This window comes from Micromonospora chalcea, assembly GCF_002926165.1.
Classification (GTDB): Bacteria; Actinomycetota; Actinomycetes; order Mycobacteriales; family Micromonosporaceae; genus Micromonospora; species Micromonospora chalcea.
In genome coordinates, this window is the sequence record NZ_MAGP01000132.1 from 54,330 (window position 1) to 73,162 (window position 18,833).

Consider the following 18,833-nt stretch of genomic DNA (forward strand, 5'->3'; position numbering starts at 1 on the left):
TCGAATTGTTTTCGGTGTTGTGTTCAACGGAGAAGATGTCACTGCGGGACGGAGAAAAATTGGAAATTCGTTTTCGTGCGCCGTCCGGGCGAACCGCCGATCTGACCTGGGGACAGCAGAGGATGGCGCAACTGATGGCGGATCTCCAGCCGAACAACGCCTCGCTCAACCTCAAGTTCGCTCACCGGATCAAGCCGGGTCTGAAAGCCGACGAGGTCGCGTCCGCCATCAGAGGAATGGTCGAGGCCTGCGAGTCCGCGCGAACCCTGTTCGAGCCGGACGCGCCCTCCGCACAGCAAAGGGTCACAACCGAGGGAGTCCTGCACGTCGCGGTGATCACCGCCGTGACAGCCACCTTCACATCGGCTCTCGAATCGGCAGCCGAGCTGGCGGGCACCCCGTTCGAGGCCGACGACCTCCCCGTTCGCGTGGGCATCCTGACCGATCGGAGTGGCCCGGCCTTCGTCCTGCTGGCCATCAACCATCTCGCGTCGGACTACCTCGGCGCTCACTGGATGACCTGGCACCTCCGCCACGTCCTCCAGGCTGACTTCTCCGACGGCGAGCCGTCGGCGATCCACCCCGTCGATGTCAGCCACTGGGAGAGCAGTGAGGCCGGCCGGCGGGAAGGGGCCCGTGCGCTGCTCCGGCACGAACGGAGCCTTGCACGCATGCCTCAGAGCATGCTGCCCCGGCTCCCGGTCGAGCCGTTGCATCCCCGCTATCGGTACGTGGTGATGCAGACGTCAGCCGGCGCGTGGTGCCTGAGTCACCTGGCCAAGCGGCACGGGGTCAGCGAGACGGCGGTCGGCCACGCGGCCCTCTCCCTCGTGCTGGCCCACGTCAGCGGGCTGAGCCGGGCCCACCTCCAGGTGTGCGTCAGCAACCGGGCCGGTCGGGACACGGCTGCCGTGGTGGGTTGCCTCACCCAGGACGTTCCCACCTGCGTGGCGATCGACGACGCCGACTTCGACGCACTGCTGCGGCGATCCGCCGGCGCCATCCACCACGCGACACTGACCGGGCGCTTCCCGCACCGAGGCCTGATGGAGGTGCGCGAGCGCGTCGAGAAGCGACGCGGCTTCCCGCTGGATCTCTCCTACTGGCTCAACAGCCGACTGTTCGTGCCGCTCCCCGCGGAGGCACCGAACGCCGCGCGGATACGGGAGGAAGCGGCCAGGACCTCCGTCCGGTGGCTGGGCGGCGACCAGTGCAGCACGAGCACCCTCTTCTGCTACCTGGACCGCCGCGACGACATACTCGAAGTGCTGATGCTCGTCGACACCGCCTATGTCGCTCCCGCCGAGGCGGAGCAGTGGTTGCGTGCGTTCGAGTCGATTCTCGTCACCGCGGTCCTGCGACCGGAGCTCAGCGCGGACGCTCTCGTCGCGGAGACCGGCGTCGTGTCGTTCCGCGCGACGGACGACTGGGTCAAGATCGACCACAGCTGGATCCACCTACCCACCACGGCGGCACGCCTGCATGCGGCGCTTCCGGGCATGACCCTACGACTTGCGGTTGAGACTCCCGGTGGTGAGGCTTCCCTGGTGGCGATGGTGGCCAGTCCTCGGAGCGGCCGCGAGACCAGCGCTCCTTCCGACACCGTTGTCGTCGAGGCGCTTCGTGGCTGCCGGGTCGGCATGCGCCCGCACCGGTTCGTCTCGAGGGCAGGGGATGTACAGGACTGATCAGCGACGTGGACCACCTCGCGGCCCGGGTGCCCGGGCACGCGACGACAGCAGGCCGCAGTCGCTCTCGAACCGGTAGGCGGCGCCCAGGTCGCCATGGCCCTCTCACTCCCGGAAGTTACGGAAAGGCACCGAGAATCCCGGCGCGGCAGTGATGCGGTTCCGCAGCTGCGCACGCGACACCGGGTCGCACGGCATGCCACCCGCGACCGCGTAGGTGACCCCCTGCCCTACACCACAGCGAGACCGACCGCCAAGCAGGGAAAAGAGCGTCGACGCATTGAATCCGAGAAATTTCCGGGTGCCACGGGGCACCTGTGCAAGCGGTCAGAAGCTACAGTTGCACATGCCGCGGGCCGCCAGAGCACTCAGGATCGGCCCATTACCAGCGGCATCACCGGAGCCCGAAATTTCCGACAAGTTGTTCTCTGATTTATCGGACCGGTTCCACTCACGAGAGGCGACGACTGAGCCCACGAAGAGCCGGTCAGCGAGGCATCAGCAGCTGTTCACGGGGAGGACAGGTTGATCGACGCCAACGATCCGCTGCAGGTTGTGGAGAGCTGGACCGAAGGAAGCCAGCAGGAGGCCGTATCGGTACCGATCCGGTCGCTCCTGCCCGGTCAGGGCCCCCGCCGGCACGGGGTCGACGAGACGCACGTACAGCTGTTGGCCCAGTCCGAACTCCAGCACCCGCCGATCCTGGTGCAGCGCAGCACCATGCGCGTCATCGACGGGATGCATCGTCTGCAGGCGGCACTGCTCCGTGGTGCGGACTCGATTCACGCGCTGATGCTCGACGACGACGACCAGATGGCCTTCCTGCGCAGCGTCACGAGCAACATCAAGCACGGCCTGCCGCTGACCCTGGCCGACCGCCGGGCGGCGGCCGAACGTCTGCTGGAGATGTTCGCGCATTGGTCGGACCGGTCACTCGGCCGCGCCACCGGGCTGTCGGCCAAGACGATCAGCACATTGAGGCAGCGCAGCGGCCAGCCGATGCCGGCCGAGCGGACCGGCCGGGACGGACGGGTCCGGCCGACAGACGCCGACGCCGGCCGGAAAGCTGTCGTCGCGCTCCTGACCGAACGACCTGATGCTTCGCTGCGGGAAATCGCCCGGTTGGCCGGCGTCTCACCGAACACGGTCCGCACCATACGCCGCAAACAGAACGAAGGTGCGGCGGGTTCACCGTCGCCGGCACGGGCACTGTCCGCGGTCAAGGAGGCGCCCGGCGCGCCCGAGCCGAGCCGGGACGTCACCGCGTTGGCGCTGGAGAACCTCGCCAAGGATCCGTCCGTGCGCTACACCGAGGCCGGGCGCACCCTGCTGCGCATGCTGCATCAACAACTCAGCCTGGTCTCCGACCACGACATCATCAACGCTCTTCCACCGCACTGCCTCCCGCTGGTGGCCCGCCTCAGTCGCGGACTGTCGCAGCAGTGGGAGCAACTCTCCGCGCGAGCGGCGATCCGCGTCCAGACCGAGGTGGGTTGAGCGGCCAAACCCACCGACCGTCCACACGCTGCGATCGTCCGCCCCACCGCACCTCAGCCTTGGCACTTCTTCGGCCACCGCCCGGCGCCGGGCGGTGGCCGGACGCTCGCTCGTCGCGTCGACGTCGAGGCGCAAATATGTCCGGAAGAGCCAGGACTCCGCCCGCCGCAGCTGCACTCATTGACATAGCTAAATAGCCCTGTAATGCTTTTTGCATGATGACAACCACCGCGCAGGAAATGTCCGCGCAAAACGCAGAGGTCTCCCTCAACGAGACCGCCGAGGAATCGTCCATCGACAACATCGAGGGTCTCTTCGAGGAGGTCGACCTCTTCTCGACGGCCCTCATCCAGGGCGGCTGCACCGGCGGCTTCACGTCCCTGTGATCCAACTGTCGCGTGCTAACCGGCCGTCTTTCGGCCGGTTAGCACGCGCTTTCCTGTCATCGGGCAGCCGTATCCGGGAACGCCGACAGGATGTCAATCATTCAGGTTGTCCAGAAAGTCAACCGGTCGGAGCGTACAAGAGATAGGACCCTGCTTTGGAGACGCTAGCTGAGGCTGCCGCAGAAAACGGCACCGACGCCCGTTCCGCAACGTATCGCGCGCACCCTCTTGTGCGCATCGAGCCGGCGGCCAGTGACCTGTGGCTCATCAGCCGAGACGACAGGTTGAACGGACACAAGGTTCCCGCGTCGGCTGCGGGTCTGCTCGTTGCCGCCTTCGCTCCGGGAACCATCTATTCCCTGTCGGAGCCGATCATGGCGGCGATCGGCTCTGTGCGCAGGGCGGAGCTGATCGCCGAGTGGCTGGTCGCCCACGAGTACCTGGTGCGCGATGACGACGCCGAGGCGATCAAGACGCGGCGGTGGCTGGAGTCGTGGGCCGAGAATGGATGGCGGGCCGCCTCCCGCTATCACGCGCGTACTTACGGATACCCCTTCGAGTTCTACGAGGCTGACGGCAACTCCGCGGAGGACGTACGCCGGATGGTCGCGTACAACGCGCAGCAACCCGACGTCGATCGGGCCCGGCCCCGGCTGCACGACCAGGAGAAGGTGTACGCACTGCCGGACCCCGCCCCGGAGTTGTTCCCCGCGACCGCTTCGGCGGCGACGAACCTTGCGGTAGCGGCGCAGCCGCTGGACTACGACCGCCTTGCGTCGCTGCTCTCCCTGCTGACCCGACCGATTCGTCAGGCCAGGATGCCGTTCGCGGAATCGGCCAACCTGCTGCGGAAGACGAGCCCTTCCGGCGGTAGTCGCCATCCGACGGAGTTCTCCGTCGTCACGCATGCCGTCGGCGGGATCGACGACGGTGTCTACCAAGTCGCGACCGTCGACGGTGCGCTGGACCGCATGGATCACCTCGACGCCTCGTCACGCGACCTGGCGGACCTGTCGGGTATCGCCGACGACAACCGCCCCTACGCACTCATATTCTTCAACTCCTATTTCGCCCGGAACCGCTACCGCTACCGGGAACCAAGGACCTTCCGGACGGTGCACATGGATGTGGGCCACCTCATGGGTACTGCCGAGTACCTGAGCCGCGCGAACGGTTGGGCGGTCCGGCATGCCCAGCACCTCGACGGCAAAAAGGTCGCGGACGCGCTCGGCACCGACCACCGCGTCGAGGCGACAATCGCAGCGACTCTCGTACACGCAGCCGATCAGCCTGCAGAAAGCCGGGATTGATGTCCACGACATGGTCGCCACTCCTCGTCATCCGACCCGACCGTGACGCCGCCGTTCTCGAAGACTCCCAGTCGGCGCAGTCGGTCCGCTTCGACGCCGCCGAACTCGCCCGGAAACTCGTGTCGGACGCCCCCGAGGTCGGGGCCCGCGAACTGTCTCCGTCGGACGACCTCGATTCGATCTCGACCGATTGGGTCACGAACGGGTGGCGTCCGAGCCTCGACTACTTCAACTGGTCCGAGCAGATCTCGGAGAGCAGGCGGGAGGCCCGGTATCCGGCCCGCGGCAGTCAGGCTCAGCCGACGCGTCCAGCGACGTCGACGCCGCAGTGGAACTGGGCAGAAGAAGGCACTACGGCCGGCACCGGCGGGGTCAGCGTCGGTGAACTGCTGGTACGACGACGCACGGCCCGCCAATTCGAGCCGGAGCCCTTGTCGCGGGAGACCGTCGCCGCCATCTTCCGCTGCTTCTCCGCGCTCATGGCACCCTTCGAGCCGTCCGGCTCGCTGGCAGGCGTGCGTATGGCCGCCGTCGTGTACGCGATCAACGGCGTCGATTCGGGCATCTGGGCTCTCGACCTCGCCGGCGAGCGAGCCGATCAGCTGACCTCCGGCAGCTTCCGCCAGGAGATGGCCGATCTGATGTGCGGCATGCAGGCACCCATGACGGCAAGCGCCACGATCGTGCTGATCGTCGACTTCCCCCGCCGCCAGGAAATGTTCCCCTACGAGAGGGCCTTGCGCGAACTGTACGTCGAGGTAGGTCGAGTCGCGCAGAAATTCATCATCGCGGCGGAGTCGTACGACTGCGGCGCGCTGATCACCCCGGCGACAAACGACAACGTGCTGGCGGAGTTGCTCGGGCTCTCGGATGACGAGGCACCGGTCTACACCATCACCTTCGGTCGGAAGACCAGCAGGAAAGGCTGACCCACAAAAAATGGCACTCACCGCTGCGGTCGTCCGCGATGATTGGAAATGCGTCCGATTCACGAGTCCTTTCGACGGGCTCTTCGGCTCTGTCGTCGAGGCGGACGACGACGTGCTCGGCGTCGCGTGGGATCTTGACCCCGCACGGGCGGACGAGAGAGCACTGGGTGAGGCTGTCGAGCGCGCCGCGCTGCACGAGCCAGCCCTCGCACCTGTGCGTGCGTCCGCGAACGAGCTCGGCTCGAAGGCCATCCGTCTCGACGACCGGGCGACCTTCAGCCCGGAACAGTGCTCGCAAGAGCCGCTGCTCCGCCCGTTCGCATGGAACGCGCACTCCCAGAACACCTGGGTGACGATGCAGTCTCCGGACGGCGAGGTGTTCGTACCCGCCGACGTCGAGCGGATGCGGGTCCACGACTCGGATCCGACCCGCGTCAAACCGATGACCTCGATCGGCGCCGCCTGCGGGGTCGACTGGGACACGGCCCTCACCCGCGCGCTCACTGAGGTCGTGGAACGGCACGCCGTTGCGGCGGCCGTCTACTCCGGGCGCCGCGCGGCCCGAGTCCGTCCCGGCGACGACCGGTACTCCGTTCACGACATCGCGGAAATTCTCGGCGGTGCGGCTGACGTGGTCGTCGGGCTGCTGCCCGGCAGCCATTTCGGATTGCAGGTCGCGCTGGCCGCCATCGTCGGCACCCGCGACGGACTGCCGGAGGTGGCCTTCGGGTCGGCCGCCCATGCGGACGCGGCGGATGCGATCCGCTCAGCGGCGATCGAAGCGGTGCACATCTTTCACCTCGGCTGGCGTCTGCTCCGCCGGGGAGACCCCGAGGAGCGGCCGGTGGGCATCAACACCCGGGCGCTGTGGTGGGCGAGGCACGGGCGCGCCCACCTGGGCGACTACTTCGTCGACCAGGTGGCTGAAGCCCAGGGCCCGACCTCGGGCGGACGTACCTGGACCGAGATCGGCGATGCCATCTCCGCAGAGGGGTTCCGCTGGGCGTACAGCGACATCACCCCGGCATGGGCCGCCGGCGCCGTGGTCGCTCGCGCGGTGGTCCCTGCCCTGCTCCATCTCCAGATCAATCCGTTCCCGCTGCTTTACGCTCCGCGCTTCCCGTCCGAGGTAGAGGCGTTCCTCCGTCGCTCGGGTGGCGGGGTGAACAATGACCATCCGTTTGTCTAGTCCAGGAACTCCGGCGGAACCGGTGCCCCCGGTCGTCGAGGAGCGCCAGATCGCCGACGCGCCGTTCACCGGCGGCGGGGTGCCTGGCGCGTCGCGGCATGGCGGAGGCCGGCCGGTGCTGCCGACCGATCAGGCCGTCGTCGTCTTCGAGTCGGGTGGGTGGCGGTCATATCCCACGTCCGGCAGTGATCGGGCACCGTGGCAGCAGCACGGATGGGGCGCCGCCTTCGACCTCGTCAGCGACGCGATGAGGAACGGCTCGTCGCCGCGCACGCTGTCGATGCCCGAGGCGCTTCCCGACCCGTCGAACATGGGAGCGGTGGTCGAGCACTACCCGCCTGTCGTGAGCGGGGCACGTCTGTCGCCCGCAGAACTCTTCGGCGCGGTGGGTCGGTGCCGCCGGCGGTATGCGGCGAAGGGGGTCGGGTTCCACGTCGCGGTTGTCGACGCCGGCGAACTGGGTCCCGGGTGGTACAGCCCGGACGGGACCCTGCTGATCCCGAGAAGCCGGCACGACCTCGGCGAGGAGTTGTCCTCCCTTCTTCCGGTCGCGTACGGCCGGGCGGAGTTCGACGTCGGCGCATCGGTCGTCGTATCAGTGTCCGTCGACGCCGAGCGGGACGCTGCCGACGAGTACATGGAGCAACTCTGGATCGGAGGACTCGCGATAGGCGAGCTCGAAGGGTACGGCTCGGACCTGGGATGGGCGACGCGCGGCAACTATGCGGTGCTCGCCGGGTTCCATGACGTCGTCGGGCTGGACTCCGGCAGACAGTTGGCTGTCGGTGCTGTCTGCTGGGCAGGGCTGTGACATGGGAGCCGCATACACGTGGGCTGCGGGAACGACCATGGAGAACGAGGGCTCCGACACCATCCGGATCAGCGCACCGGCGCTGGGCCGGTCGTGGCGCCTGGGCGCGGGCCGCGTCGAGCGGCTTCTGCACCAGGTCGTCGCCGAGGAGTTCGATGACCCGGCCGTACAGCAGTTGATCCGCCTCGGTCTCCTGGTCGAACGCGAAGGTGCCGACGGCACGTCGTGGGGGCCGGTGCGCCGCTACCACGCCTGGAGCGGAATCGATCATTTTCGCGACGGAGCGGATTCGACTGGTGGCCTCCGGGCATCGGCGCTGCGGCTGTTCTCGCAAGACGACCTCGATGCCCTGCGCGAGCCGGCGGTCCCCGAGGGTCGCCGGGAGCAGATTCCCGAACCGTGGGCGGCGGTGGTCTGGACCGCTCTCACCCGGGTGCGCGCCAATCGCCGGCGGTTGCGCGAGGCGGTGCACCCGGCCGAGCTGCTCTACAGCTACGGAGCGGCCCACGGGCTACTGATCGTGTCGCGCGTGGACGGTCGCGTCCTGGTCACTGTGGCCGACCCCGCCTCGTACGGTTCAGGAGTCCGCCTGGCGTCCATGGACGCCGCGGCGGATCCGCGACTTGACGTCCTGGCTCCCCTCGCCATCGGGGTCTTCGGCGATCTCGCCGCCTACCGGAGACGCTATCGCCACGAAAAGGCGTTCCGCGGCTTCCTCGTCGACGGCGGACGGCTGAGCGCGGAAGTCGCTCGCGCTCTTCGCGCGAAGGGCGTCAGCTCGACCACCCGCACGGGCTTCACCGACCCCGCTCTTCTGTCAGCGCTCGGCCTCCAGCCGTTCGTCCATCACCTCGCGGCTGCCTACGTCGCGGACGAGGTGGGCGCCGACCACCGATACGTCGCGACCCGGGTGGCACCGTGACGACGAGAGGGGCAGGCGGCGCGACGGACCGTTGCACGGGGACGTTCGGGCTGCTCGAGCGCGTAGCCGGGGAGGTTCCCGACCGCCTCGCGCTGGTCGAACCGTTCGTGCGTGGTCTCACCTTCGCGGAGTGGTTGCACGACTCGGTGGCGCTGGCCGCGCGCCTTTCCGAGGCAGGGATCACCAGTGGCATGCGTGTCGGTCTGCTGTTCGACCGCAGGCACTGGATCGATCTGTGCGTCGCCTACTTCGCGGTGCAACGGCTGGGCGCGGTCACTGTCACCGTCTCGGCGGGAGCTCCGGCGTCCGTCCGCGACTTCATCACCCAGGACGCCGGCATCTCCGCATGGATCGCTGCGGACCCGTCGCCGGTGGGGAACGGCCCGGGCGGCGATCCGTATCAGGTTCTTCCGGTCGAGCCTCCGCGCTGTGGGGACCGGGTTCCCCCGCCGGCGACGACCCGCCCCGAGCAGACGGCCGACATCCTCTACACGTCCGGCACGACCGGCCTGCCCAAGGCGGTCGTGACGCCGCACGCGCTCTTCACGGAGGTCTACGCCCGCCCGCCGTCCGCTCACGGCGGCATCGGCCCGCCGATCCTGCACGCCTTCCCGATCGGTACGGCGGCCGCGCTCATGATGTTGTACGCCCCGTTCCAGGGCATCGACGGGCCCGGGCTCACGCATCCCATCACCAGGGCGGTCGCGGCGCTGCCGGAGTTCAACACCAATGACGTGTGCAAGGCGGTCGCCGACTGTCAGGTCACCCTGTTGTTCCTGACGCCTGCCATGCTGGCACATCTCACGACGCTCACCTCGTCGCAACGTGAGATGCTCGCGTCTCTGGAGGTAATCCACTGCGGTTCGGCGCCGCTGAATCCGGCTCATGTGGAACGAATCCGCCGGATGCTGCCGTCCGTTCGGGTGGTCAACGCGTACGGAACCACCGAGGCTTGGCCCGCGATGGTGGAGATGCCGTCAGCGGGCGCGGATCCCGATGTCGTCGGGAGACCGGCACGAGGCACCCGGATCCGCATCAGGAGCCTGGAGACGGGGCTCGTCGTCGGCCCGGGCGTCCACGGCCGCGTGGAGATGTCCTGTCCGCGGTTCCGCGGACGCCGCTCCTACCTGCACGACTCAGTGCCCTCGAAAACCTTCCTTCCGGACGGCTGGACGGCGACCGGAGACATCGGCCATCTCGACGAGGAGGGCAACCTGCATCTGAGCGACCGCGTCTCTGACGTCCTCAACGTCGGCGGGGAGAAGCTCTCGGCACGCCCGGTCGAGATCGCCCTCCTCTCGCACCCGATGGTCGAGGCCGCGGCCGTGCTCGGACTCCCGCATCCCCGGCTGGGTGAGTACGTCGCCGCGGTCGTGGTGCTCCGGCCGGGAAGGACGAGCCTGGACGACATTCGCGTGCACCTGCTCGAGCGTCTACCACCGAAGCAGATACCACGCCGCGTGTTCGCTGTCGGATCGATGCCCGTGACCGAGAACGGCAAGATCCTGAAGAACGATTTAAAGAATTCGATTGCGCGCGCCGAGGGCACGCTTTCGGAGCTTCGCTGAGGAGAGCGACGTGGATTCGTCTGAGGTACTCGAAACAGTTAGCGGATTCTGGCGGGAACTGCTGGAGACGGATGCGGTGGACGTCGACCACGATTTCATCGCGGCGGGTGGAGACTCCCTCCTCGCAGTGGAGCTGTTGGCGCGGCTGGAAGGAACCTTCCCCGACGCCGGCTTCGACGACCCCGCGAACGTCGGCTGGCTGACGATACGAGCGACCGCCGAGCAGATAGTGGCGAGGAGTTCCACCCGGTCGGCGATCGATGCCGGCTCCGGCGACTGAGCCGAGGCCGGTGCGCGCATGCCGCCGACCAATCACCTGACGGGGAAGGGAGCGCTGTGGATGATGCGCGACGTGCTGACGGCCCCGGTGGCTGACGGAAGAGGTGAACGGTGACAGCCGCTAAGCAGAAGCCCGTGTCCCGCGACCGCTGCGGCGGTGACCGTCACGTCGACATGCGGGCGGTGATGGGTGCGTTCGCCACGGGCGTCACGGTGGTGACGTCCGGGCGGGAACTCCCGCACGGCATGACCGCCAACGCGTTCACGTCGGTCTCGCTCGACCCGGCGATGGTGTTGGTGTGCGTGAAGCAGTCCGCCGCAATGCACAGCACAATCCTGGCGAACGGGATGTTCGCGGTGTCGATCCTCGCCGCAGGACAGGAAGAACTGGCGCGCTACTTCGCCAGTCCCAGCCGGCCGCGCGACGAGCGGGAGTTCCGTACCGTCGATTTCCGGCCCGGCGAGCACACCGGCTCCCCCATCATCGAGGGCAACCTCGGCTGGGTGGAGTGCGAGCTCGCCGCCGTGTACGAGGGCGGCGACCACTCCATATTCCTCGGCTCGGTGCTGGACATCGGCCACGGCGACCGCACCGACGCACTGGTGTTCCACACCGGGCGGTTCAGTGTTCTGGCCACGGACGTCCACAGGGTTCGCTGACCCGCCGCTCGGCCCACCGCCGGCCGATACGAAGGGCCGGGGCCACGACGCACGGCCGAACGGGCGGCGTGCTCGTGGCCCCGGCGCTCCTCATGCCTTACGCAGCCAGAACGTCAGGCCGAGCGTCTCGTCGGTGAAGGACGTCGCATCTGCCCACGTCGGCCGCCCGAGGGTGAAGTCCGTCGCGAGCACCTCGTCGGCCACCAGCTTCTGATGCTCCGTCAACGCCGTCAGGGTGTCAGCGGTCGCCTCGTAGCGGAGTTCGATGCGATCGGCGACCTCCAGGCCGGTGGACTTGCGGGCCTCCTGGATCTGGCGGATCACGTCCCGCGCGATCCCGGCGAGGCGGAGTTCCGGCGTGATGTCCAGATCCAGCGCCACCGTCGCACCTGCGTCGTTGGCGACCGCCCATCCGGCGCGTGGAGTCTCGGTGATGACGACCTCGTCCACCGTGACGACCACCGCCTCACCGTCCACGTCGACGGTCGCCTCACCTCTCGTACGGAGGGCGTTGGCGAGGGCGGTCGGCTCGGCCGCCATAATCGCCGCGGCGACGCCTTGGACCGCCTTGCCGAACCTCTTGCCCAGGGGGCGGAAGTTCGCCTTCACCGTCGTGTCCACGAGTGAACCGCTGGTGGCCGTGATGGGTGCCACCGAGACGACATTGAGCTCCGACGCGATCTCGGCGAGGAGTTCCGCCGGCAGGTCGGCGAAACCTGCCGCGGACACGACCGCGCGGGACAGCGGCTGGCGCGTCCTGATGCCGGAGTCGGCGCGGGCGGAGCGGCCGAGTTCGACGAGCCGACGCACGAGAAGCATCTGCGCCGACAGTTCCGGGTCGATCAGGGACAGGTCGCCGGTGGGGTATGCGGCGAGGTGCACGGACTCCGCCGCACCGGGCGTGACCGGAACCACCAGGTCCTGCCACACCCGCTCGGTCACAAACGGTGTGATCGGCGCGAGGAGGAGCGTCAGGGTGGACAACGTCTCGTGGAGCGTGGCCAGGGCGGCCGGGTCGCCGTGCCAGAAACGCCGGCGGCTGCGGCGAACGTACCAGTTGGAAAGATCGTCGATGAACGTGGACAGCAGCCGGCCGGCCTCGTGGGTGTCGAAGCGCTCCATCGCGGCGTCCACGTCGCGTACCAGGCTGTTGAGCTCCGACAACAGCCATCGGTCCAGCAGCGGGCGGCTACGGGGCGCGGGATCTGCCGCCGACGGCGACCAGCCGGCGGCACGGCCGTACAGCGCCCCGAAGGACACGGTGTTCCAGTAGGTCAGAAGAGTCTTGCGGACGACTTCCTGAAGCGTGTTGTGCCCGACGCGCCGGGCCGACCATGGGGAACCGACAGCAGCCATGAACCAGCGCACCGCGTCGGCACCGTGCTCGTCCATCAGCGGGATGGGTTCGAGGATGTTCCCCAGGTGTTTCGACATCTTGCGGCCGTCCTCGGCGAGGATGTGGCCCAGGCAGACGACCGTTTCGTAGGCCGACTTGTCGAAGATGAGGGTGCCCACCGCCATGAGGGTGTAGAACCATCCCCTGGTCTGGTCGATCGCCTCCGAGATGAAGTTCGCCGGGTACCGCTTCTCGAAGAGTTCGACGTTCTTGTGCGGATACCCGAATTGCGCGAAAGGCATCGAGCCCGAGTCGTACCACGCGTCGATGACTTCGGGCACCCGGCGCGCGGTGGCGCCGCATCGGCAGTCGAAGGTGACGTCATCGATATAGGGACGGTGGGGATCCAGCTCGGACAGGTCGGTCCCGGCCAGCTCGCTCAGCTCGGCCAGCGAGCCGACGCAGGTCAGGTGGTTGTCCGGGCAGCGCCAGATAGGCAACGGCGTGCCCCAGTACCGACTGCGGGACAACGCCCAGTCGACGTTGTTGTTCAGCCAGTCCCCGTAGCGGCCGTACTTGATGTTCTGCGGCTGCCAGGTCGTCGCCTCGTTCTCGCGCAGCAGCGCTTCCCGGATGGCAGTGGTGCGGATGTACCAGGACGGCTGCGCGTAGTACAACAGCGCCGTGTGACAACGCCAGCAGTGCGGGTAGCTGTGCTCGTACGCCTCCTCGCGGAAGAGCAGTCCCCGCTCGGCGAGATCCGCCACCAGGACCGCGTCGGCACTCTTGAAGAACGTGCCGCCGACGAGCGCGAGGTCGGACTGGAACGTGCCGTCCGGACGGACGGGGTTGACCATCGGAAGACCATACGCACGGCACGCGGCGAGGTCGTCAGCGCCGAATGCCGGCGCCTGGTGCACCAGGCCGGTGCCGTCCTCGGTCGTCACGTACGTCCCGAGGATGACGAAGTTCGCGTCCTCGACCTGGACCAGGTCGAATGGCCGCCGGTAGGTCCAGCGTTCCATGTCCTTGCCACTGAAGGAGTCGCCGACGACGGTCCATCCCTCACCGAGTGCGCTGCCCGCCAGCGCCTCCGCGACAACGAGCTGCTCCTGGCCGTCGGTCATTACGACGTAGGTGACGTCGGGATTGACCGCGACCGCGACGTTGGAGACCAGCGTCCATGGGGTCGTGGTCCACACGAGCAGGGAAGCCTGGCCCGCCAGGGGGCCCGAGGTGAGTGGGAACCGCACGAACACCGACGGGTCGGTGACCACCTCGTACCCCTGGGCGAGCTCGTGATCGGACAGCCCCGTCCCGCAACGAGGACACCAGGGCGCCACGCGGAAGTCCTCGACGAGCAGCCCTTTTTCGAAGATCTGCTTCAGCGACCACCACACCGACTCGATGTATTCCGGGTCCATCGTCCGGTAGGCGTCGTCCATATCGACCCAGTAGCCCATGCGTTCGGTCAGCCGGGCGAACTCGTCGGTATGCCGGGTCACCGACTCGCGGCACCGGGCGTTGAACTCCGCGATGCCGAAGGCCTCGATGTCGCGCTTACCGGAAAAGCCGAGTTCGCGCTCGACAGCCAGTTCCACCGGAAGTCCGTGGCAGTCCCAGCCGGCCTTCCGCGCGACATGGAAGCCCTTCATCGTCTTGTACCGGGGAAAGACGTCCTTGAACACTCTGGCTTCGATGTGGTGCGCCCCTGGCATGCCGTTCGCCGTTGGAGGCCCCTCGTAGAAGACCCATTCCGGCCGCCCCTGCGATCTTTCCAGGCTGAGGGCGAAGACCTTACGATCACTCCAGAATTTGAGGATGCCGTGATCGATATCGGGAAAGCTCGCCTGCGCGGGCACAGCGCGGTACATGGATCCTCCAACGAAGCGGTTACCGAACTTCGGTGGAGGGACGAGGCCCGGGCCCCGCGGTACCACCCTCCTTGGCCACAGCGCGCGGCCCTCTCGTTAAGTTGTGGTCGGGTCTACTCGGCGTGACGCCTTTCTTCCGACGGCTCCAGGGTGATCTTCCCGCTGCGCACACCCCCGGGCTTCCACCATCCCCGGGTCTCTGCTGGCTGCGTGCAGTGGTACTCGTCCCTATCGACGCCTTTCCGGGCCAGTGTAGCCCATCGCGCCGTTCGGCCGATGGCGGCGGCAAGGAGGATGACGGACGCGAAAGTGGGTGGTGAACGCGCCTCACAGGCACGGCGCGCATCAACTGCCGACAGGTCGCACACCCTCGTGAACAAGCCACCCGAACGCTACGATCGGCGTCAATCTCAACAATCAGTCGACGACGTCGAGGTGACCGCCCTTGTTCACGCCAGCTCAGCTAGGTCTGGACGATCCCGCTCGCTACGTCGAGGCAGAGGAACGGTTTTCCCGGACCGCTTCGGAATGCGCCGCTTCCGCGAATGTCGCCGGGGAGGGGCGAGCACTGCTCAACACGGCGTGGGCGGTGGAGAAGCAGGGCAGAGGGGCGGAGGCAATCAAGCTGGCGGAGACAGCGAGACATCTTCTCCGTGATTCGGAGGCCCTGTCGGCTCTCGCCGAATGTTGCCACTCCATCGGCGTATGGCGGTTTCACCACTTCGACGACGATCCGCCCGTGAACGACTTCCGCGAGGCGATCCAGGTGCGCCTCGGCACCGGAGATCTGATGGCTGCCGCCCAGTCGTGGCACAACATGGGATACGTCCAGTTGGCATCCGGTGACGTCGCGGGCGCCTGGTCCTCGTACGAGCACGCGACAGATCTCCTCCGTCAGGTTCGCGACGGCGGCGACACCGAACTCGCCTCGAAGGCGTTCCGCCAGTTCGGTTTCATCCTGTCGCACCAGGCGTTCGCTGCCGCACGTCACGACTCGGCCCGCGCCGCCCTTCAAGCGACAGGACGATACTTCGACCACGTCCGGCTTACCGGCGCCCACCGTGAGCCGGTCTACGCCTACCTCGCGCCGGGAATCGCCCTAGCCGCTTCCCGCGAGGTGCCCGAGGACGAGGCGAACGCGCTCGAGGCGCTGGTGGGCATCGCTCCAGACCCGGAGTCATGGCTGCTCGCTGCCGTCCGTCAGGCGACCGACGCCATGACGTCGCCTGTGGATACGGGCACCGGCCGGCACGCCTACCTGGGCGCCCGGATCCTCGCGCTGGCAGAGCTGGCGCGCTGGCACCACATGGCCGGCCGCGGCCGGGAGGCGGACGAACTGGTGGACCTGGCCGTGAATCTGTCGCGCGCGCGGGGATGGCACGGGGAGGCAGTGCGCGCTGCCCGCGTCTCCGAAGGATCGTCGTGACGGCCACGCCGACCGCGGATTTCACCATTGCCGGCTGCACCGTCATCGATCCGGATTCCGGCACCACCACCCTCGGCTCGTTGTCGATCATCTCCGGTTCAGTCAGCACACGCACCACCGCAGATGCCGACCTCCCACACCTCGACGGCACCGGTTTGTTCGCCGTTCCCGGGCTCATCGACATGCACGTCCACGCGACCAGCGATCCTCATGGCCGGACCGCGTCGAGCTGGTCGGACATCTCGGCCACCACCATGACGCTGACGGCTGTCGCGAATCTGGCGACCGCGCTGCGCAGTGGGATCACGACGGTCCGCGACCTGGGTGCTCCGCGTGACCTCGGGTACTCCATCCGCAACGCCTGGGCCCGGGACTTGTTCGTCGGGGCCAGGCCGTTCGTCGCCGGTCCGGTCATCACCGCAGTCGGCGGGCACGGAAGCTGGCTCGGTGTCGAGTCCGAAGGCGCCGGATCCATCGGCGCGCTCGTGCGTCGAAACGCCGCCGACGGCGCGGATGTGATCAAGCTGGTGATGCGCAGCGCGGCGCGCCGGATGGAACTCCGGCCGGAGGAACTGAGGGAGGCGGTCGCCGAGGCCCGTTGGCTGGACATCCCCGTAGCCGTACACGCGAACTTCTCGGAGCGTTCGATCGACGCGGCCGTGGAAGCCGGCTGCGACACCTTGGAGCACGGCTTCGCGATATCGGAGGCCGCTGCCGGTGCGATGTCGAAACAAGGCACCGCCCTCTGCTCCACCGCTGTAGCGCTCCAATCGATAGTGAGGCGGCCGCAGCTCTGGATCCGGCAGGGAGGCAAAAGTCTGGTGGAGATGGCCGTCAGTCAACTCCCGGAGGCACGACGCAGCTTCGAGCGAGCTCTGGCGGCCGGCGTCACCCTCATCGCGGGGACGGACGCCGGAGCCGCCGGGGTGGGTTTCGACTCCCTGCCGTCCGAGCTGGAGGCCATGGTTGACTGGGGCGCCTCCCCGCACGAAGCGCTCGCGGCGGCGACGTGCAGGGCAGCCGAGGCTCTCCGTCGTCCGGATCTGGGCTCCCTGAGCGACGGCACGGTGGCAGACGTCGTTCTGCTCCGCGCGAATCCGCTCGTCGACATATCCGCGTACAGAGAGGTCGAAGCCGTGATCCAGGCCGGGCGTCTCGTTCGCCTGGACACACTGTCGCGGCTACACGGAATGGCGGTGTCCTCCGCTCCGGGCACAGTCCTTCCGCCCATCGGGTCGACGTCATGAGACGCTGGGCCCCGGCAGCGGGGTGGAGCATCGAACCGGACGCCGACGGCCTCGCGTTGACCCACAGCGGCCGCCGGATGACCGTCCGCATGCCGCCCGAGGTCGGCAGGGAGATCGTCGCGGCCGTCGGCGGGCTGTCGTCCGCCCGGGAGCTCACCTCGCGAGGTGGCGAGGAGCTGGCCAAACTCGACGCCCGCGGCGTCCTCGGCGTAGAAGTCGTCCGTGAACAGCACGTACTCGCGCGGCATGAACCGGGCGCCCGCCGGGTCCGCCACTCCCCGCCGTCGCCGTACGTGCGGCCGGTTCGCGCCCTTCCGTCGGCCCACATGCGCTTCGGTCCCGACGGGCCGGAACTGGCCGGCGGGAACTCGGCAGATCGCGTCGTCCTGACCTCGACATGGGCCGTCGAGTTCGCCGCACGTCTGATCGCACGGGCGGATGTCGAGGTCGACTCTGCCCCGGAGAGCGAACTGCTCGACCTGCTGAGCCGGGCCGGCCTGTTGGTCACCGGGCGAAACCAGCATTCGGAGGAGTGGGAGTTTCACGATTCGCTCTTCCACGGGGCGACGCGCCTGGACACAAGCTTCGGGCTGTACGGTGCCAAGATCGGAACAACTCACTGGGAGATCGACAACCCGGTCAGGCGCCCGATGACAGCGGAGCGCATCGCTCTCGGCCACGACGACCGCTCACAGGAGGGCATGACGCTCCAGGAGGCGATTTCCGCCAGGTCATCGCTGCGCGACCATGGCGGTCCGCCCATCGGGAGCGCGGAGATCAGCGCCGTCCTCGATGCGTCACTTCGGATTCGCCGCTTGGAGCGTACCGTCGCGAGCGAGCGAGCGTGGCGCTCGATGCCGACCGGCGGGGCGCTGTCGGGGCTGTCCGCCGTCGTCATCGCGGCTTCGGCCCATGACCTGGAACGCGGGGCATATGAATACGACGCCGTGAGCCACGAACTCGCGCCGGCGTCAGGACCCGCGCCGGCGATCGACCGGTGGCTGGGCCTCGCCCATCGATTGACGGGCATCCCGCACACGTCGATTCAGGCGATGGTGCTGTTCGTGCTCGACTACGCCCGCCCCGCCCGTTCCTACGACTCCATAGTCTATGCGACCGCGTTGAAAGAGGTAGGTGCCGCGCTCCAGGCCATGGCCCTGGTGAGCGCCGATCGAGGGCTGTCCTTCTGCCCGATGGGTGGAGGTTTCGCGACGACCGCGGGACTGGGAGAGGGCATCCGAACCGGCGCCGTCATCGGTGAGGCAGTGCTGGGGCGGCCAAAAGGGACCGAACGAGCCGGCGAATGACGCCCCGGGAAGACCAGGCGTTCATTCGCCGGGCCGGGAGTCGGTCATCGGCGGAACGGCCCGGCTTCCCTGCGCGACGTCATCGATCACGACACGTGAGCCTGCCGTCCTGCGGCGAACGGAGCAGCCCTCCGACCGTCACCACGGCGGGGCTGGCGCGTACGCCGTAGCGTCGATGGCATGAGAACGATGCTGGTGTCGCTCGCGGTGATCGTGGTGGTGGTGCTCGCGCTCGTCGTCTTCGTCGCCCGCCGCGACCGGACGAGGCGCCCGTCGGACGAGGATCCGGCCGCGGTTCGCCAGGCCGGCGCCGACCAGCACCGGCACGACGCACAGCGGCAGATCGCGTCGGGCCTCGCCGAGCGGCACCGCAACCCGCCGAGCACGTAGGCACGACCGGCGGT

16 protein-coding genes are annotated in these 18,833 nt (G+C 68.1%); 15 read left to right on the forward strand and 1 reads right to left on the reverse strand.

Annotated features, from left to right (window positions below):
- The first annotated feature begins 35 nt into the window (after positions 1–35).
- The 11 genes from BAW75_RS21715 to BAW75_RS21760 all read left to right on the forward strand — a co-directional run bounded on the left by BAW75_RS21715 (position 36) and on the right by BAW75_RS21760 (position 11,239).
- Positions 36–1,688, forward strand: coding sequence for a condensation domain-containing protein (locus BAW75_RS21715; RefSeq protein ID WP_104114717.1), 1,653 nt, complete (start codon positions 36–38; stop codon positions 1,686–1,688).
- Positions 1,689–2,213: 525 nt separating this feature from the next.
- A complete protein-coding gene (locus BAW75_RS21720) occupies positions 2,214–3,185 on the forward strand; it encodes a ParB/RepB/Spo0J family partition protein (protein ID WP_104114718.1) in 972 nt (323 codons plus the stop codon).
- A 215-nt stretch (positions 3,186–3,400) separates the two neighbouring features.
- On the forward strand, positions 3,401–3,571 hold the full coding sequence (locus BAW75_RS32380) for a hypothetical protein (RefSeq protein ID WP_157539106.1): 171 nt from the start codon (positions 3,401–3,403) through the stop codon (positions 3,569–3,571).
- 155 nt (positions 3,572–3,726) lie between these two features.
- Positions 3,727–4,881, forward strand: coding sequence for a nitroreductase family protein (locus BAW75_RS21725; RefSeq protein WP_146074880.1), 1,155 nt, complete (start codon positions 3,727–3,729; stop codon positions 4,879–4,881).
- Positions 4,881–5,810 (forward strand): nitroreductase family protein, encoded by a 930-nt coding sequence (locus BAW75_RS21730; RefSeq protein WP_064447342.1) that lies wholly within the window; start codon positions 4,881–4,883, stop codon positions 5,808–5,810. The genes BAW75_RS21725 and BAW75_RS21730 overlap by 1 nt, the downstream gene beginning before the upstream one ends.
- Before the next feature lie 10 nt (positions 5,811–5,820).
- Positions 5,821–6,999 (forward strand): YcaO-like family protein, encoded by a 1,179-nt coding sequence (locus BAW75_RS21735; protein ID WP_167435599.1) that lies wholly within the window; start codon positions 5,821–5,823, stop codon positions 6,997–6,999.
- A complete protein-coding gene (locus tag BAW75_RS21740) occupies positions 6,980–7,810 on the forward strand; it encodes a hypothetical protein (RefSeq protein ID WP_146074881.1) in 831 nt (276 codons plus the stop codon). The genes BAW75_RS21735 and BAW75_RS21740 overlap by 20 nt, the downstream gene beginning before the upstream one ends.
- A 37-nt stretch (positions 7,811–7,847) precedes the next feature.
- Positions 7,848–8,732: a hypothetical protein gene (locus BAW75_RS21745; RefSeq protein WP_146074882.1), complete on the forward strand. Its 885-nt coding sequence runs from the start codon at positions 7,848–7,850 to the stop codon at positions 8,730–8,732.
- A complete protein-coding gene (locus BAW75_RS21750) occupies positions 8,729–10,300 on the forward strand; it encodes a class I adenylate-forming enzyme family protein (RefSeq protein ID WP_104114723.1) in 1,572 nt (523 codons plus the stop codon). The genes BAW75_RS21745 and BAW75_RS21750 overlap by 4 nt, the downstream gene beginning before the upstream one ends.
- Before the next feature lie 10 nt (positions 10,301–10,310).
- Positions 10,311–10,580, forward strand: coding sequence for a phosphopantetheine-binding protein (locus BAW75_RS21755; protein ID WP_069087898.1), 270 nt, complete (start codon positions 10,311–10,313; stop codon positions 10,578–10,580).
- Positions 10,581–10,753: 173 nt separating this feature from the next.
- Positions 10,754–11,239 (forward strand): flavin reductase family protein, encoded by a 486-nt coding sequence (locus BAW75_RS21760; protein ID WP_104114773.1) that lies wholly within the window; start codon positions 10,754–10,756, stop codon positions 11,237–11,239.
- Positions 11,240–11,329: 90 nt separating this feature from the next.
- Here the strand turns inward: BAW75_RS21760 and ileS are convergent, their stop codons facing one another.
- Positions 11,330–14,449: an isoleucine--tRNA ligase gene (ileS, locus tag BAW75_RS21765; protein ID WP_104114725.1), complete on the reverse strand. Its 3,120-nt coding sequence runs from the start codon at positions 14,447–14,449 to the stop codon at positions 11,330–11,332.
- Positions 14,450–14,894: 445 nt separating this feature from the next.
- Between ileS and BAW75_RS32385 the strand changes: the two genes are divergently transcribed.
- The 4 genes from BAW75_RS32385 to BAW75_RS21780 all read left to right on the forward strand — a co-directional run bounded on the left by BAW75_RS32385 (position 14,895) and on the right by BAW75_RS21780 (position 18,819).
- A complete protein-coding gene (locus BAW75_RS32385) occupies positions 14,895–15,875 on the forward strand; it encodes a hypothetical protein (protein ID WP_147265147.1) in 981 nt (326 codons plus the stop codon).
- A complete protein-coding gene (locus BAW75_RS21770; RefSeq protein WP_167435600.1) occupies positions 15,872–17,122 on the forward strand; it encodes an amidohydrolase family protein in 1,251 nt (416 codons plus the stop codon). Before BAW75_RS32385 ends, BAW75_RS21770 begins: the two co-directional genes overlap by 4 nt.
- The gene (locus tag BAW75_RS21775) at positions 17,119–18,429 is read left to right on the forward strand and encodes a nitroreductase family protein (protein WP_104114727.1); all 1,311 of its coding nucleotides are present in this window, start codon (positions 17,119–17,121) and stop codon (positions 18,427–18,429) included. Before BAW75_RS21770 ends, BAW75_RS21775 begins: the two co-directional genes overlap by 4 nt.
- A 180-nt stretch (positions 18,430–18,609) precedes the next feature.
- Positions 18,610–18,819, forward strand: a complete 210-nt coding sequence (locus BAW75_RS21780) for a hypothetical protein (RefSeq protein WP_043325343.1) — start codon at positions 18,610–18,612, stop codon at positions 18,817–18,819.
- The last annotated feature ends 14 nt before the right edge of the window (positions 18,820–18,833 follow it).